The organism is Alkalibacillus sp. S2W, from assembly GCF_046764385.1.
Taxonomy (GTDB): Bacteria; Bacillota; Bacilli; order Bacillales; family Alkalibacillaceae; genus Alkalibacillus; species Alkalibacillus almallahensis.
In genome coordinates this window covers 667929-683566 of record NZ_CP177234.1, presented here as the reverse complement: position 1 = coordinate 683566, position 15638 = coordinate 667929, and the positions used below count along the sequence as shown (strand labels likewise).

19 protein-coding genes are annotated in these 15638 nt (G+C 37.9%); 4 read left to right on the top strand and 15 right to left on the bottom strand.

Annotation, left to right across the window (positions count from 1 at the left end; all coding sequences use genetic code 11):
- Positions 1–143: 143 nt before the first annotated feature.
- The 7 genes from ACKXGF_RS03680 to ACKXGF_RS03650 form a co-directional block, all read right to left on the bottom strand.
- On the bottom strand, positions 144–701 hold the full coding sequence (locus ACKXGF_RS03680) for a hypothetical protein (RefSeq protein ID WP_411954912.1): 558 nt from the start codon (positions 699–701) through the stop codon (positions 144–146).
- Positions 685–1236 (bottom strand): hypothetical protein, encoded by a 552-nt coding sequence (locus ACKXGF_RS03675; protein ID WP_411954911.1) that lies wholly within the window; start codon positions 1234–1236, stop codon positions 685–687. The genes ACKXGF_RS03680 and ACKXGF_RS03675 overlap by 17 nt, the downstream gene beginning before the upstream one ends.
- The gene (pilM, locus tag ACKXGF_RS03670; protein WP_411954910.1) at positions 1236–2198 is read right to left on the bottom strand and encodes a type IV pilus biogenesis protein PilM; all 963 of its coding nucleotides are present in this window, start codon (positions 2196–2198) and stop codon (positions 1236–1238) included. Before pilM ends, ACKXGF_RS03675 begins: the two co-directional genes overlap by 1 nt.
- A 13-nt stretch (positions 2199–2211) precedes the next feature.
- Complete coding sequence (locus ACKXGF_RS03665; RefSeq protein ID WP_167261620.1) at positions 2212–2964, bottom strand: prepilin peptidase; 753 nt, start codon at positions 2962–2964, stop codon at positions 2212–2214.
- Between the two features lie 72 nt (positions 2965–3036).
- On the bottom strand, positions 3037–3495 hold the full coding sequence (locus tag ACKXGF_RS03660) for a competence type IV pilus major pilin ComGC (RefSeq protein ID WP_411954909.1): 459 nt from the start codon (positions 3493–3495) through the stop codon (positions 3037–3039).
- 21 nt (positions 3496–3516) lie between these two features.
- The gene (locus tag ACKXGF_RS03655) at positions 3517–4725 is read right to left on the bottom strand and encodes a type II secretion system F family protein (RefSeq protein WP_411954908.1); all 1209 of its coding nucleotides are present in this window, start codon (positions 4723–4725) and stop codon (positions 3517–3519) included.
- Between the two features lie 21 nt (positions 4726–4746).
- Positions 4747–6405 (bottom strand): GspE/PulE family protein, encoded by a 1659-nt coding sequence (locus tag ACKXGF_RS03650; RefSeq protein ID WP_411954907.1) that lies wholly within the window; start codon positions 6403–6405, stop codon positions 4747–4749.
- A 123-nt stretch (positions 6406–6528) separates the two neighbouring features.
- Here ACKXGF_RS03650 and ACKXGF_RS03645 point away from each other — a divergent pair, with 123 nt between their 5' ends.
- Genes ACKXGF_RS03645 through ACKXGF_RS03635 form a run of 3 tightly spaced genes read left to right on the top strand, consistent with a single transcriptional unit; the run spans position 6529 to position 8643 of the window.
- Positions 6529–6954, top strand: a complete 426-nt coding sequence (locus tag ACKXGF_RS03645) for a hypothetical protein (RefSeq protein WP_411954906.1) — start codon at positions 6529–6531, stop codon at positions 6952–6954.
- Complete coding sequence (locus ACKXGF_RS03640) at positions 6947–7411, top strand: type II secretion system protein J (protein ID WP_411954905.1); 465 nt, start codon at positions 6947–6949, stop codon at positions 7409–7411. Before ACKXGF_RS03645 ends, ACKXGF_RS03640 begins: the two co-directional genes overlap by 8 nt.
- Complete coding sequence (locus ACKXGF_RS03635) at positions 7408–8643, top strand: hypothetical protein (RefSeq protein ID WP_411954904.1); 1236 nt, start codon at positions 7408–7410, stop codon at positions 8641–8643. The genes ACKXGF_RS03640 and ACKXGF_RS03635 overlap by 4 nt, the downstream gene beginning before the upstream one ends.
- Positions 8644–8687: 44 nt before the next feature.
- Here the strand turns inward: ACKXGF_RS03635 and ACKXGF_RS03630 are convergent, their stop codons facing one another.
- The 5 genes from ACKXGF_RS03630 to ACKXGF_RS03610 all read right to left on the bottom strand — a co-directional run bounded on the left by ACKXGF_RS03630 (position 8688) and on the right by ACKXGF_RS03610 (position 12621).
- Positions 8688–9560 carry a DNA-3-methyladenine glycosylase family protein gene (locus tag ACKXGF_RS03630; protein WP_167261634.1) on the bottom strand — a complete coding sequence of 291 codons (873 nt, stop codon included), beginning with the start codon at positions 9558–9560 and terminating at the stop codon, positions 8688–8690.
- An 81-nt stretch (positions 9561–9641) separates the two neighbouring features.
- On the bottom strand, positions 9642–10421 hold the full coding sequence (locus ACKXGF_RS03625; protein WP_411954903.1) for a polysaccharide deacetylase family protein: 780 nt from the start codon (positions 10419–10421) through the stop codon (positions 9642–9644).
- Between the two features lie 234 nt (positions 10422–10655).
- Positions 10656–11966, bottom strand: a complete 1311-nt coding sequence (locus ACKXGF_RS03620; protein ID WP_411954902.1) for a Na+/H+ antiporter family protein — start codon at positions 11964–11966, stop codon at positions 10656–10658.
- 108 nt (positions 11967–12074) lie between these two features.
- A complete protein-coding gene (locus ACKXGF_RS03615; protein WP_167261646.1) occupies positions 12075–12227 on the bottom strand; it encodes an SE1561 family protein in 153 nt (50 codons plus the stop codon).
- 1 nt (position 12228) lies between these two features.
- Entirely contained in the window at positions 12229–12621 is a 393-nt protein-coding gene (locus ACKXGF_RS03610) for an OsmC family protein (RefSeq protein WP_411954901.1), read from the bottom strand.
- A 96-nt stretch (positions 12622–12717) separates the two neighbouring features.
- Here ACKXGF_RS03610 and ACKXGF_RS03605 point away from each other — a divergent pair, with 96 nt between their 5' ends.
- Complete coding sequence (locus ACKXGF_RS03605) at positions 12718–13884, top strand: MFS transporter (RefSeq protein ID WP_167261650.1); 1167 nt, start codon at positions 12718–12720, stop codon at positions 13882–13884.
- 46 nt (positions 13885–13930) lie between these two features.
- Here the strand turns inward: ACKXGF_RS03605 and ACKXGF_RS03600 are convergent, their stop codons facing one another.
- Genes ACKXGF_RS03600 through ACKXGF_RS03590 form a run of 3 tightly spaced genes read right to left on the bottom strand, consistent with a single transcriptional unit; the run spans position 13931 to position 15531 of the window.
- Positions 13931–14761 (bottom strand): YhjD/YihY/BrkB family envelope integrity protein, encoded by an 831-nt coding sequence (locus ACKXGF_RS03600; RefSeq protein WP_167261652.1) that lies wholly within the window; start codon positions 14759–14761, stop codon positions 13931–13933.
- A 9-nt stretch (positions 14762–14770) separates the two neighbouring features.
- Positions 14771–15040 carry a hypothetical protein gene (locus tag ACKXGF_RS03595; RefSeq protein WP_167261654.1) on the bottom strand — a complete coding sequence of 90 codons (270 nt, stop codon included), beginning with the start codon at positions 15038–15040 and terminating at the stop codon, positions 14771–14773.
- A 20-nt stretch (positions 15041–15060) separates the two neighbouring features.
- The gene (locus ACKXGF_RS03590) at positions 15061–15531 is read right to left on the bottom strand and encodes a low molecular weight protein-tyrosine-phosphatase (RefSeq protein ID WP_411954900.1); all 471 of its coding nucleotides are present in this window, start codon (positions 15529–15531) and stop codon (positions 15061–15063) included.
- Between the last annotated feature and the right edge of the window lie 107 nt (positions 15532–15638).

Sequence of the window (15638 nt, the reverse complement as noted above, 5' to 3'; positions counted from 1 at the left end):
CATTGTTAAACAATGTGCCGCCTTTGTTCGATAATCCAACGAGAATGTTAGACAATCTAAAAGAACTGTTAAATAACTAGGTGGAAATGTTAATTATGCTACCAAATAAAAGGCTTTCGCCCAAATTCGTAGCGAAAGCCTTCTTATTCTTCTTCAAGCGGATAAGCAAAAACTGTCATCGTCACTTGAAACGTGTAGTCCCCTTCATTTTGCTGGAGTTGCACATTATTTAATTGCGCTAATCTCGCGTCTTGTTCGATTCTATTAATGAACTGCTGAAACAATTGATGGGAACCCGATGTCCCACTCAATTCAATTGATAAAACGTCAATCATTTCTTCCGAGCTCACGTCGCTGAACCATTCATTCGCTGAAACTCGATCATCTTGTACAAAGTTTATTGTTTCAATCGTAGTATTGGTGGCACCACTTGCATCATTTAATAAACGAATGACACCATTTTCATTTAGTGACTCTGGCAATTGATCGCGCAATGTATCGACATTTACGTCTTCCTCTGCTTCCTGATTCTCTAGTGAATCACTAAGTGCAGTTTGCCGTCGTTCTTCAAAATCTAGATCATCTGATAATTCCTGATTCGTCTGTTGTAAGTCGAAAATAACATAATAGTAGAATGCACCAGCAGCCAATAACAAGACTGCTATTCCGACTAAGATCATCCGCTTATTCTGCTTCGTCATCGTTTTCCTCCTCTTCCGCTTGGAGGTACACTGTATAATTCGTTAAATAATAATCTTCTGATTCCATATAATCAATGGTTCGAATCATGACATCATGGAACGACTCAACCCCACTTAAATCCTGATAATATGCTACTGCGTTTTCATTTGATTCAGTCTGAACTGTTAATTCAATGACACCTTCTTGTTCATTAAACGCTATTAAATCACCATTACGAGGGATATAACCCGTAATCGTCTTCATAATGGGCTCCATTTCAACAATAGCTGCTCCCATTTGTGTCACTAATGGTTCCACTTGCTCAGACTGTTGTTCGGACTCATCACCTTCTAATTCAGACTGAAACGCGTCATTTTGTTGCTTTTGTTGTTGTAATGCTTGTTCTAATGAAGCGTTATCTTGCTCCAGCGTCCAAGTCCAATAACCAAATCCACCTACAACCATCAATGTCACCACGAGTATGAAGATGATCGGAAATAATCCAGTGCGATTCTTTTTTTCTTTTTTGGGTCGTAAGTCAATATCAGGTAACATTATAGACCACCTTTTAATGCCATGCCATAGACCATATGAAAACGTGAAGCCACTGTCATCCCTTTAGGTCCGACGACTTGTTCATCTTGAATTGTTACAACAGGTGTCTCAAACCTCTCTTCAAGCGTCACCATAATGTCCTCTAAATAAGGATGGTCACCAGTGATTGCAATCTGCGTAAACTGCTGTTCATAGTTTTGAATCATATATTGATAAAAACGTTCAACTCGTTCGACTTCTATAATCAAATCTTCCAATTCATCCATCACAGTCTCTTCATGAAAATCTTCCTTCGACAATGTAGGACCTAGTTGATCAATTGTTTGGTCACTGGAATCTAAATCAAATTCTTGCAAGAAAATCGGCGTATGAAAACGAAAAGCGCTAAATGTGACTTGATCCACATTATAATTAATTAATAATAGATGATCTTCATTCGAAACAACACTGTGACTATAGAGAACCCGATAAAAGCTCAGTGGTGAAATATCGATGGATTCCACACGCATGCCTAAATCATTTAAAGTTTGAGTGTATTGATTCGCAATCGAGCGATCAGTCGAGATTAAACTAATTTCATGTCCATCTTCTAATTCTTGAATATAAACTGTCTCAAAAACGGATTCATCAAAAGGCAAATGGATCGTATCCCCTAAATGAAACTGAATATGATTCCGGATTTCATTTTTGGCAATGTTAAGTGATAACACTTCGCGGCGAATAAAAACGAGTGAATCTGGCATAATGAGACGAACTGTTTTTCGTTTTAAACGCCATTTTTTTACACATGTTTTTAACACGCGTTCAAATTGCTCACGATCTTCAATGACGCCACCTCTAATGATGCCCGCTGGAATATAATGTTCCCCCATCCGCTCGACTTGAGTTTTATCTCGACGATTTTCTGTATAACGAATCACATAATCTCTAATCTCAAGATTAACGATTTGTTTCTTAGTCATATATTTCATCCACCTATAACATTAAAGATAAATACCAATTGATTAATGGATCACCATAAAAATAAGCTACTAAAGCCCCTGACGCAATGAACGGACCAAAAGGAATTGGTTTTCCTTTTTTCACACGACCTAATCCCATTAAAACTAAGCCAATCACTGTGCCAATAACTGAGGCAAGCATCAAAGTCAGTAATGTCTTTTGAACACCTAAAAAAAGCCCTAACACCGCAAATAATTTAATATCACCGCCACCCATGCCACCGCGACTGACAATCGCAATAAGTAGCAATAAACCAAACCCTAGTAATGCTGCCAAATAACTATCATACCAAGGTTCAGTTGGCATCCAGATTCGCCACGCCAAAATGATGATAGCAAATGCAATTAATACACGATCAGGGATCAACTGCTTATACCAATCACTAATCGTAATAATGATCAGCAAGCTAATGAGTAACCACGCTAAAAAAAGTTCAATGTGAAAACCAATATGAAAAAAAGCGTAAACGAACAATCCACCTGTTAACACTTCAAAAAACGGATAAACAGGTGAAATCTTCACGCCACATTGTCGGCATTGACCTTTTTGAAATAAATAAGATAATACGGGGATAAGTTCATAACTTTTAAGTACATGACCACATCTCGGGCAATGCGACCTGGGCGTCACAATCGATTCACCATCAGCCACACGCATACCAACCACATTATAAAACGAGCCTAATACAAGGCCTAAAACAAATATGTAAAGTGTTATCCAAATCACCTGTCATCAGTCCTGTATGATTTAATAGATTGAGAGTTTGTTATGGTAAAAAAGCGCGGTTAGACCGCGCTTTTAATTACTACTTCCTGATGTATCTGCTCCTGAACCAATTGCACTAACATTACCATTTCTTAATGCTGAAGCATCTGTTGAGTTAATATCTTGTACTGTAGCATTATTAAATGAAACTGAAACGTCACCTTCGTTATCGATTGTTGCATCAATCGTTGAATTTGACGCAGAAACAACTACCTCATCATCGTTACCATAACCATACCCGGACAAGTCAATATATCCATCAGCTTCTAGATCTGAAAGACTTACAGAGTCCACATCATTAGTCGTCGCATACAACTCTCCCGCTTCAATCACGTTAATTGCAGTTGATTTCACAGAATCATAACGTGAATCCTCAATAACATTAGCAATCGCAGGCACAGCAATAAGTGCAATAATACCTAAAATAACAATCACAGCTAGTAATTCAACTAGTGTAATACCTTTCTGATTCTTTAAGATGCGTTTTAACATCAATAAAACTCTCCCTTTTCCCTAATTAATTTGGTTAAATAAATCAAACATTGGAATCACAATAGCTAGTACAACGACTCCAACGATTAACGATAAAGATACGATTAAGACAGGCTCTAGTAATGACTTAAATTGTTCTGTCGCAGTGTCCACATCTTCTTCATAGAAGTCTGCGACTTGTTCAAGCATGTCAGGTAAAGCATTCGTTTGCTCTCCGACTTCAATCATTTGTGTCACTAAGTATGGAAACGCCCAATGGTCTCGCATTGGGGTCACAATCGATTGCCCTTTTTTTAGTGTGTTTTGTGCTTCGTCTAGTGTTTCTCGTATAACACGATTTCGAATAGTCTGTTGTGTTAATTCAAGGGCTTGGATAATTGGCACTTCATTATACAATAATGAGCTCAGTGTTCGAGACATTTGTGCCATATTAGACTTTGTTACTAAAGTCCCAAAAACTGGAAATTTCAATAAGTAATAATCGATTTTATATCGACTATGTTCCCGTTTAAACAGCAATATAAACATTAATATGACTAAAATCGATAATAACATAAGTATGTGCCAATAACTAGTCATAAAGTCACTAGTTCCTAAAACAAATTGCGTGATCAATGGAAGTTCAGCATCAAACTGTTCAAACATGGTGACAAACTCCGGAACGACATAGATCATTAGGAATATAACAACCACAATAGCTACGACAAATACAGTTGCTGGATAAGCAAAAGTCGATTGAATCTTTTGCTTGGTTTTATATTGTTTTTGATAATAGCTTGCTAGTTTTTCTAATGTTGCTTGTAATGATCCACTGCTTTCACCACTATGGACCATATTGATAAAGATATTGGAGAAAATATGCGGATGCTTTTTCAACGCAGCTGTTAAGGAGTTCCCTTGGCGCATATCAATTTCGATATAATATAATGCTTCTTTTAAATATTTCTGCTTTGTTTGCTCACGTAAAATACTTAAAGATTTTACAATCGTTAAGCCTGCTTTTAACAAGGCAGCGAATTGTTGTAGAAACACAACAAAATCTCGATTTTTCACTGGACTTCCAAAATAAATGTCCTTATTCCAAATCGTGCTTGGGATTTCTTCAATTATTTCTATGCGCAACCCTTCATCGCGTAAACGGGCTTTAGCCAACTCTGCATTATACGCATCAAGCTTACCTTTTCGATGCTCACCGTTATAATCAACGGCTTCATATTTAAAAGAAGCCATTATGATTCCCCCATCACTCTATTACTCTGAGGCAACACGATAAACCTCTTCTAATGTTGTTTCACCGCGTTCAACCTTCCGTAATCCATCCTCGAACAATCGTGTGAACCCTTGCTGTTTCGCAATTCGTTCGATTTCAATTTTGGTTTTGCCATCTAAAATTGCTTCCCGTATAACCTCATCAATTAACAACACTTCATGAATGGCTGTCCGGCCGCGGTAGCCTGTATTATTACACGTAGCACAGCCACTACCTTTTTTCACCTCATCTAAATCAATACCATAACGATTAAACACATCTCGCTCTAACTGGCTGGTTGGTCGTGTGGTTTCACAGTCCTGACAAATCATTCGAACGAGTCGTTGTGCTACAATCCCATTTACCGAAGTTCCAACTAGAAACATTTCCACATCCATATTGACGAGACGATTAATCGCACCAGTTGAATCGTTTGTATGAAGGGTACTCAGAACAAGGTGGCCTGTAATCGACGCTCGTACAGCCATATTCGCTGTTTCGCCATCACGAATTTCACCGACCATGATAATGTCGGGATCTTGACGTAAAATGGACCGTAAGCCAGAAGCAAATGTTAAACCAACATTGGAATTGACCTGAATTTGGTTAACACCTTCTAACTCATACTCTACAGGATCCTCCAATGTAATTAGGTTCGATTCTTCTTCGTTTAAGTGCGTGAGTGCTGCGTACATAGTCGACGTCTTACCAGAGCCGGTAGGACCTGTTAAAAGGACAATGCCATATGGCTTTTCAATCATCGTGCGGAACTTGTTTAAATTATCCGGTTCGAAGCCGATTTGATCCATTCGATTCGAAACCGACATCGTATCAAGGACACGGATGACTACTTTTTCGCCGAATATCGTTGGTAAGGTACTGACACGTAAATCAACATCGCGCCCTTCGACTAACCGTTTAATTCGTCCATCCTGAGGAATTTTTTGTTGTGTAATATCTAGATTAGCCATAATTTTAATACGTGTCGTTAGTGAGGACTGGACACTTTTAGCCAAAAATTGTTCATGTCTTAAAGCACCATCAACTCGTAATCGTACAACGACTTGTTCTTCTTGTGGATCAACGTGAATATCACTTGCTCCTTCAACAACGGCTTGTTGAATCAGTTGATTCATTAACTTAACAACCGGCGAAGATTCCTCTTCTAATGACAAATCTTGACGTTGTTCTTTAGGTGCTTGCTCGGCAAATTCATCTGTAAAATCTTCACGTTCATACATTTTCATGATGCTTTGACGAATTTCATCTTTAATCGCAATTACTGGCTCAATCTTAAAACCTGTTTGCAGTCTTAAGTTATTAATCACGAAATAATCAAGTGGGTCAGCCGTGGCGACATACAACTGATTACCATCACGTTTAAGAGGAATCACACTGTTATCAATCGCAAACTGCTTAGGCACTAGATTTAAAATAGATCGGTCAAATGGATAGTTATTCAAACGTTCATGTGAGATATCCAGTTGCTGTTGCAAGACTTCGATCAATTGCAACTCTGTTATGTAACTTTCCTGAATCAACTTATCTCCTAATTTTTGATCAGGCGATTTTTCTTCAAGTGCTTGGCTCAGTTGTTGATCATTGATAAAGCCTTCTTGTTTTAACAATTCACCTATACGTAACCTTTGTTTACGTGGCACAGATAACGTCCTTTCTATTAACTAACATTCATGATTTATCAAAATTATTGTCATAGTAGTCTTCAATCGTTTATCATTCATATTATATAAGTCCTAATGACAAAAATCGAGGAATGTGTCTAAATGCTTAAAACTATCTTAAAACAACGTGACGGGGTTTCTCTTGTTGAAGTACTTGGTGCGCTTGTTATATTATCACTAATTCTTATTGGTTTTTTCTCAATGTTCACCCAGACGTCTTCTATGCAAAATGTTACTGAAGAAGAAGTTCAAGCATCTAATTTGATTAATATTGTACGAGAAGATGTTAAGCAGTTAACCTTTTCCTCTAATGATACAGGATATTATGAGTCTTTTGATAGTCTAGATTTAACATCAGTCGAAAATAACGGACAAATTGTAGCAAATAACGACTTTTTCGCAACAATCGAAATTAAAGAAGAAACTGAGACTAATAATCTTTTAAAAGTAACGATTAATCTACTAAATGAGGATGACCGTCGTGTTGCACATACCTATACCTATGTTGAGGTGACAAACAATGAATAATCGACGTGGTTTTACACTCATTGAAGTCTTAGCAGTCATTGTTTTGACGTTTATTGTCGGAAGTCTTGTTTTCTCTATATTATCACAGTCACTAAACAACTATGAACAGTCCGAACTAAGATCAAAAGCTCAGACAGATGTTAATCGCTTATTATTTCAAATTACAACTGTGCATCAATCAGGTTCAACTTATACAATTAACCAAACAAATAACTCTCAAATCTCACTTAACCCCACCAATGATGAGGTGTCCTCGGTTTCGTTTAATGGTGAACCCTTTCAATATGAGATTACTATTGACTCGATTCCATTAAATGATTCAAAAACAATTGACCCTACTGAAGAAACGAGTTTCGATATTACCGTGGTCGTACGACAACAAGGAAATGATCGGTTTAATCCGTTAGAAGTAAATTCATCTATTTCTCGAATCCAAGCGGGAGGTGACGATTCATGACTCGTTATATTAATCAAGAACGTGGCGCGATCTTAGTCGTCGTTCTCCTAACAATTGTCTTTATGATGTTTTTTGCTACTGTCATGATGAACAGCGTTTTATCGACCGCAAACCAAAATGAAATTATCGAAACGAATTACCGAGCAACACATGTTGCTGAAATGGGCGCAACGTTTATAGAAAAAGAAATAGCACAATACATTGAAGAAAATGAATTCTCAACAGATCGAAGCACTTTAAATAATTTAGAAAATCATTTAACAGATCAAATTAGTCAAGTGACCATCGACGAAGATCGACCAGATGTAGAATACATGATTGATGAAGGTTTTACCGTAGAAAATACAGGCGGGCAAGAAGTCTTGATGATGACAGTAGGTGGTTACGACGGAGATGTTAGTCAATCATTAACATTGAGATTCAGTGTTTCAATGGGAAGTGAAGGACCAGACAGCCTCGAAGGATGGGATGAAGAAAGTAATACCGTACCTAATAAGCCTGAAAACCCAGACCAGGTCATCAATGAATCAGTAGATCTCAAAAAGAAAAATTGCATTGAAAATGGTCAATCTGTCATTCTCAATGATGGTGGATCAATCAAATGTAGTCCAACCTTTAATGACCTTTATGTTAATAACAATCTTTCATTCGGAAATAATGATACGCTCACTGTTGAAGGACAAGCCAAATTTGATTCTTTGGATATGACTGGACTGTCTCAAGTTTTCATTAAAAGGAATGCACATTTTGAAGGTGCATTAACAAGTGGCAATAACCCAAATAGTGAATTTCTAGCTTGTGGAAATGTCCGCTTAAAAGATAGAACTAATTATAAAGGTGGATATAAAGTGAATCATTATACCGTGTCTGATGATTTATTCTTTAACGAAAAAGGACCCGTCATTTTTGGTGATGATACATTACTAAAAAACGGAATTCTATTAGACGGTTCAACAGTTACAGCAAATAATGATTTAACGATTAAACACAACAGAACACAAAGTGCAGTCAATTATTTAAACACAGTTGACGGTAGCATAAATATGGCAGGTGGTGATTTAGTTATTGAAAACGCAAATGGCGACATCTCTACAAACCCAGACAGTAATAATGTTAATTATGGAGCCCAACCAAACTTGATTCCAGAATGCGATGGCATAGAACCACCAAATTCTGGCGAAGATAGCAATGGGTCTGATACTTCTGTTTCATTAGATGAAGTTGACTATTAAATAATTTAAGCCAGGTAACGTTTGTTACCTGGCTTTTACTTAGGTTAACCTTCAATACTCCGCCAAAGCGTCAACGCTGCATAACTACGGTATGGTGACCATTCTTCAGCAGCCGCTTCAATTTCTGCTTTCTTCGGTTTTTCCTCTCGTTTCCAAGCGTGTTTAAGTGCATTCTGAATGCCAATATCAGCAGCTGGGAAGAGATCTTCGCGTCCGAGTGCGAATAGTAACCAGTTTTGGACAGTCCACGGGCCAATGCCACGTACTTTTCCAAGCGATTTCATCACCTCTTGGTTGGTCATCTTCGCCATTCCTGGTAAGTCCAATTCACCATTCACAATCGCGCGTGACGTATCAATCACGTATTCAGCTTTTCGTTGACTGAATTGAAGATCCGTTAAGTCTTGATAATCCAGTTGCGCAACTTTTTCAGGTGTCGGATAAAACCAAGCGCCATCCATCTTTTCACCAAATTTCTGTACGAATCGCGTTGAAAGTGTATAAGCAAATTTCATATTCAGTTGTTGATGGATAATTACTTTCATAAGCGAATCATACAAAGCAAAATCACGGACAATTGGTGTCCCAGGATGAACGAAAAACAATCTCGCTAATCGTGTATCTTCAAAGAAATCGACTACATCTTGTAAATCACGGTCCCACTGAAATAAATTACGGATATGTTCAAAGATGACATCTTGTTCTTCATCATAATCAGACATAACAGAAAAGACCGGTTTTTCTGTTGTCCCTTCTCCTTTAACACGAACAACACACTGATCCCCATTTTCCAGTCTGACGGGTACATCTACCCATCGTTCGCGTAAATTTACGTTAATAAGAGGATCCATATTTAAACGTTGCAGTGAATAATCAAAATCATATAACCCCGCTGCATGGTAGTACTCTTTCCACATCATGACCTCTCCCTTTATTGTGTGGTTGCTTCAATACATACAGTTTACAACTTTACTTACCCTTTTCGCAAAAAATTAAGACTATCCAAAAGGTACGTATTTTTGCCAGACGAGATCATTAAGTGATTCAAATTGGTAACCTCGTTCCCGTAATTCATCAATCAAATGACTGAGTGCTTCAGCATTATCTTCTGTGACCGTATGCATCAGCATAATAGCACCTGGATGAACCTGTTTCAGTACATCATCTAGGGCTTGTTGCCAACTACTTTGCTGACTTTCTTCCCAATCAACTAACGAGACCGACCAAAAGATATTCGTATAACCAAGTTCATCGGTTAACTTTAAGGTTCTTTCACTAAAAACACCTTTAGCTGGTCGGAAATACGTGACATGTTGTTGATCAGTCGTTTCTTTAATTTTATCATCTAACCGTTTTAAATCTTGTCGTATTTCCTCTTCGCTCGCTTTCGTATAGTCGAGGTGGTCATCTGAGTGATTCCCGATTATATGTCCGTCGTTCACCATTCGTTCGACTAATTCAGGCTGGTCATCAATATAATGACCTGATAGGAAAAACGTAGCAGGAACTTGTTTGTCTTCTAATACATCCAGCATCTGTTCCATATAACCTAACTCATAGCCACTATCGAATGTTAAATATATGGTTTTATCAGAATCATCGCCCATGTAAAATCCATTGTACTTTTCAATCAAAGGACCATAAAAACCTAAATCAGGTGGCTCTTCGTTATATTGTTTTTTATAACCATAACCATACGATTCATTTGATATTTCTTCTGCTTGAATAAGTGGTGACCATAAGATCAAACTAATTATGATCAGTGTTATTTTTTTCATGAAATTTCCTCCCAATTGTTGCATGCTATTATTATTTTGCCATGATTTAACGAAAATTATAATTGGAAGGTTTCACCGCACTTCAACCAAAACCTCAATTGTTAAACAATCCGCTAATATTGTTTAATAATTGGGCTATAATGTTAAACAAAGATGCTCAATTATGAGACAAAGTGAGGGGATTGTTTAACAATTTAAAACCTCCCCTTTACCAAAAAGGGGAGGTCACATGATTTATAGCATCACAGCACCAATTAGGCCGAAGATGAAAATCGGAATATTGAAGTGTAAGAAGGTTGGTACACATGTATCCCAAATGTGATCATGTTTACCATCCATATTCAGTCCTGCTGTTGGACCAAGTGTACTGTCTGATGCTGGGCTACCTGCGTCACCTAATGCACCAGCGGTACCTATTAAGACCGCAATCGCAAGCGGAGAGAAGCCAGCAGCTGTCGCAATCGGTACATATAAAACAGCTAAAATTGGGATCGTACCGAATGACGTTCCAATCCCCATCGTAATGAAAAGCCCGACGAGTAATAAAACTGTTGCAATAATCCAAGGGTTACCTTCTAACATGCCAGATGACGCATCAACTAATGCTTCAACTGAACCTGTTTCCTCTAATACACCAGCAAAGCCTGATGCCGCAAGCATAATAAAGGCAATCATCCCCATCATACTTATACCACGACTCATGACGTTCTCAATTTGACGATATGGTACAGCAACAAGTAAGAACATTAAGACTAAGCCAGTTAAAGCACCTAATACCATTTCTTCTGTAACAAATTGCACACCCAAAGCAGCTAAAATTGCGATAATCGTCATCGCATGCTTTAACTCAAATTTAAACGGTGTATCATCATCTTCTATGTCACTAGGTTGCCCTTTTGGCTCAATTTGACTGTAATCACGCTTTTTCCGGTACGTAATAGCGAGTGCAATAATTAAACCAAGAAGCATACCTGAACCAGGCACAATCATGGCTTGAGTAACACTACCTAGAGTGATATCAATTCCGTTTTCGGCCATATTATCACGAACAATACCCTGGAAAATAAGTCCAAATCCGAATGGCAGTGTAATATACGGCGCTTTCAAACCAAACGTTAATGCCGTTGCAACACCACGTCGGTCAATTTGCATTCGATCAAATAACGCAAGCAATGGCGGAATTAGAATTGGAATAAAGGCGATGTGCACTGGCACCACGTTTTGTGATAAGGATGCAATTAAAGCGATTAGAACCATTAAAGCAACACGTTGCCCAGACATCACGCTCCGCAACCCTTGAACAAGTCCTTTCGTAATTCCAGTTAACGAGATTGCAATCGCAAATCCACCAAGTAACACATAACTTAGAGCTGTATTAGCACTACCGCCCATATTCGATGTAAAGATCGATACAATTTCTGTGAATGGTAATCCAGCTATCAAACCAGCTGACATGGCAGAAATGATAATTGCCAATAACACATTGACTTTTAATAAACTTAAAACACTCATTAATATAACAGATATTATAACTGCAATAGCCATCGTTTCGTTCTCCCTTTCTTTTATTTCATTAACACTTTATCACAATAAAATATGCTAATTAAAAAATCAACCCCCTCTCATAAAAAATTTATGCGGGAGTTGATTATTTTATTGCTTTAGTTTGTCTTCCATTTCATTCAACAAGCTTAAATAGCGATCGACGTCCTCAACAGTCAGTTGTTCAGGATCTGCTGTTTCAATTTGATCAAGCAAGTGCTGTAACCTTGCTTTCACTGATTCTAGATGATTCTCGTCTGTCATGTTACGACTCCTTCTCAATCGCTTCAACTGTCTCATTGACTTCAATCGTTGGAACGACAGATTGAACCATTGAGCAGTTCTTAGAAGCTGTTTCTAGACTTTTTTGTAGTTTGTCTTCGTTTAAATCACTTCCGACTACTTTAAAGTGTAAGTGAACTTTTTCGATTTTATTCACGGCATCTTCACTACGTTCTACATCCGCCTCAATCGTCATTTCATCATAATCGACCTTCTGTTTGCCTAAAATACGTTTATAAACAAGCGCACTACAACCCGCTAATGATGATACCATGAGTTGGAATGGTCGAAAACCTTCATCTTCATCGCCAGAAATCGTCATTTGTTCATACGGTAAATCAGTCGTAATATGTTCATCTGTTACATTAAATTTCATCTTAGCACACTCCTTTTACTTGTTTGTCCGACTTTTATTTTAACACGATGTTACGATACAATAACACCATCTTGTTTTGGGGGGGGAGGTTCTCTCATGTCAACACGTCAACGTTTTGCTGTCCTTGTTGGGTTAGTTGGTATTTCCGGCTTTTCGCAAGGGATGTTACTCCCGCTTATTTCTGTTTTACTTGAAAGTGAAGGTGTCTCATCAACGCTTAATGGTTTACACGCAACTGCATTATATATTGGTATCTTAATTATTTCACCATTTCTAGAACCACCACTTCGCAAGTATGGCTATAAACCGATGATTTTAGCAGGTGGGGCGCTCGTCTTTTCATCGATCTTTTTCTTCACGATTTGGGAATCGATTTGGTTCTGGTTTATTTTGCGATTGCTCGTTGGTGTAGGAGATAATATTTTACACTTCGGAACACAAACATGGATTACAACGACTACTCCAGAATTTAAACGAGGTCGGTCAATTGCCATATACGGATTATCATTCGGTTTAGGGTTTACAATCGGACCACTCATGACGCCTTTAGTTGAAATTAATCCAGCGCTTCCGTTTATCGCAAGTTCTCTTTTATGTGTCATCGTCTGGTCATTCATGTTCTGGGTGAAGAATGAGTTACCTGAATCTGATGGTGATGTACAAGTGACAACTACTAATACGACCAAACGTTTTCAGGATGCTATGAAATATGCCTGGATCGCTTTGTTAGCTCCGTTTACATATGGCTTTTTAGAAACGACCTTGCATAGTAATTTTCCAGTTTACGCGATGCGACTTGGTCATGACGTTTCAACCATTTCCTATATCATTCCATTTTTCGCTGCAGGGAGCATCGTTTCACAAATTCCGCTTGGTATGTTGAGCGATCGTATCGGTCGACCTATTGTATTAAAGAGCGTACTTATTGGGGGGAGCATCACCTTTATTGGAGCTACCTTTTTTGAGCAGTCCGTGGTTGGGTTGATCATAAGTTTCGCCATTGCTGGTATGTTAGTCGGCTCGCTTTATTCATTAGGGGTTTCTTATATGACCGATTTACTGCCTAACACATTGTTACCAGCTGGGAATATCTTATGTGGTGTCATGTTCAGTTTTGGCAGTATTGCTGGGCCTTTATTGGGTGGTAGTTTTATCGACTACTTCCCGCAATTCAGCTTTTTCTATGTGATTGTCTTGTTTGTCAGCCTAATATTCATCTTCATGATCGCTCACACTTTTTTCGCTAAAAAATCATCAACATAAAACAAATCCCTCGGTTTCAGATAAATAAACCGAGGGATTCTTGTGATTAACGAAATAAAAACCGCCGTTTATGAATATTTAAAATCGCATTAACTTCGCCACCAATTAAGATCATCATGCCTGATAAAAATAGCCAGATCATTAAAATAATCACACCAGCTAAACTCCCATAAGTAGCCGAGTAAGCAGCAAAATTAGTCACATAATAAGAAAATCCTAACGAAACTAATTGCCAACCTAACATAGCAACTATAGCACCAGGCAGTGCATGTCTGATTTTAACCCTTACATTAGGTGCTAGCATATATAACAACGTTAAGACGAAAATCATCATGAGTGCCGATACAACCCAGCGAAAAGCTTCCCATGTGGCTAAAAATGCCTCCGAAGCACCTAAGAAAGAAAAAATATATTCCCCAATTAACCGGCCAAAAATCGGCAATGCTAAAGCAACCGCAATAGCTAAAACGAGTAAAATCGTTAATACGATTGATAATCCTCGCGCTACGAAAAAAGAACGCTCCTCTTCTATTTCATATGCTCGATTGAACGCGCGCATTAAGCCATTAACTCCAATTGAAGCAGACCAAATCGTACCAATGATACCGAGCGATAATAAGCCGCCGTTTTGGTCTTCCATTAATTGATTAATATTGCTATTCACTAGTGACATCGTATCTCCTGGAAGATATGAATCGACTAAATCGAACACTTGCTGTTCATTAATGGGCAAAAAACCTAGTAACGTTAATAAGAAAATTAAAAACGGTAATAAAGACAGTAGAAAGAAATAAGCTAGGCTTGCTGCTAACGTTGGAATCTCATCATCTTGAAAATGTCGAAACAACTCTTTCCAAAACGTCTTCTCAAAAACCACCCACGTCACCTACTGTTCGTTTTTGTCTTCAATTCGCTCGTCAATCTTTTGTTCAACTTGATCTAATTGTTGAACGAATTTATCCATATTGACCATAATATTATTCAACTTCATACGTAATTGTCTAACGGAGTCAGAAGGATGCTGGTAAACTTGTTTCATTTTACCTGTTGCTTGCTTCGAACGATCTAAGACGTGCTGACGTTCATCTTTTTGAATTAAACTTAATAAAAATCCTGTTAGTGCTCCAATTACAATCCCTTTTTGCCATAATCGCATCTAAATAACCTCCTAGAATTTTAAAGATCTTTTTCTGCTAGTATATCATCTAATAAATGCTTGCAGGACCTTGAAACTAAATCATACGTATAATCGAACCCACCTTCAAAATAAGGATCAGGGACATCCTGAATACCTTCTTCTGGTAAGTAATCTAGTAATTTCTTGATGGTTGGCTTGCTTGATCCATTATGTCTTAATTTGACATTATTTAAGTTGCTTTCGTCCATCACAATCATGTAGTCAAAATGAACATAATCATCTTCATTCAGTTGTCTTCCCGTTAAGCCATTGGCATTGATACCATGTAGCTTGAGCTGCTCTAACGTCTCCTTATGTGGTGGTTCACCAATATGATAATCACTAGTACCAGCTGAATCAACGACGAAATGTTCATCTAACCCCTTTTGACTTACTAAATTCGCAAAAACGGCTTCAGCCATTGGCGACCGACAAATATTACCTAAACAAATAAATAATACCTTAATCAAATCTTCATCACCTACAATATCTTATTGTCTTATATTCTAATATAATAACCTTTTATCGTATACCTTAAACCTTTTCGTCACTCCATCCATGAAAAATTATAGATCGA

Excerpts from the sequence above, each read along its gene's own strand:
- ACKXGF_RS03630 (WP_167261634.1), bottom strand. The coding sequence starts at position 9,560 with ATGTGGAAAGAGTACTACCATGCAGCGGGGTTATATGATTTTGATTAT.
- ACKXGF_RS03610 (WP_411954901.1), bottom strand. The coding sequence starts at position 12,621 with ATGAAATTTAATGTAACAGATGAACATATTACGACTGATTTACCGTAT.
- ACKXGF_RS03655 (WP_411954908.1), bottom strand. The coding sequence starts at position 4,725 with ATGGCTTCTTTTAAATATGAAGCCGTTGATTATAACGGTGAGCATCGA.
- ACKXGF_RS03615 (WP_167261646.1), bottom strand. The coding sequence starts at position 12,227 with ATGACAGACGAGAATCATCTAGAATCAGTGAAAGCAAGGTTACAGCAC.
- ACKXGF_RS03595 (WP_167261654.1), bottom strand. The coding sequence starts at position 15,040 with ATGCGATTATGGCAAAAAGGGATTGTAATTGGAGCACTAACAGGATTT.
- ACKXGF_RS03625 (WP_411954903.1), bottom strand. The coding sequence starts at position 10,421 with ATGAAAAAAATAACACTGATCATAATTAGTTTGATCTTATGGTCACCA.
- ACKXGF_RS03635 (WP_411954904.1), top strand. The coding sequence starts at position 7,408 with ATGACTCGTTATATTAATCAAGAACGTGGCGCGATCTTAGTCGTCGTT.
- pilM (WP_411954910.1), bottom strand. The coding sequence starts at position 2,198 with ATGACTAAGAAACAAATCGTTAATCTTGAGATTAGAGATTATGTGATT.
- ACKXGF_RS03605 (WP_167261650.1), top strand. The coding sequence starts at position 12,718 with ATGTCAACACGTCAACGTTTTGCTGTCCTTGTTGGGTTAGTTGGTATT.
- ACKXGF_RS03645 (WP_411954906.1), top strand. The coding sequence starts at position 6,529 with ATGCTTAAAACTATCTTAAAACAACGTGACGGGGTTTCTCTTGTTGAA.
- ACKXGF_RS03620 (WP_411954902.1), bottom strand. The coding sequence starts at position 11,966 with ATGGCTATTGCAGTTATAATATCTGTTATATTAATGAGTGTTTTAAGT.
- ACKXGF_RS03640 (WP_411954905.1), top strand. The coding sequence starts at position 6,947 with ATGAATAATCGACGTGGTTTTACACTCATTGAAGTCTTAGCAGTCATT.
- ACKXGF_RS03680 (WP_411954912.1), bottom strand. The coding sequence starts at position 701 with ATGACGAAGCAGAATAAGCGGATGATCTTAGTCGGAATAGCAGTCTTG.
- ACKXGF_RS03675 (WP_411954911.1), bottom strand. The coding sequence starts at position 1,236 with ATGTTACCTGATATTGACTTACGACCCAAAAAAGAAAAAAAGAATCGC.
- ACKXGF_RS03660 (WP_411954909.1), bottom strand. The coding sequence starts at position 3,495 with ATGTTAAAACGCATCTTAAAGAATCAGAAAGGTATTACACTAGTTGAA.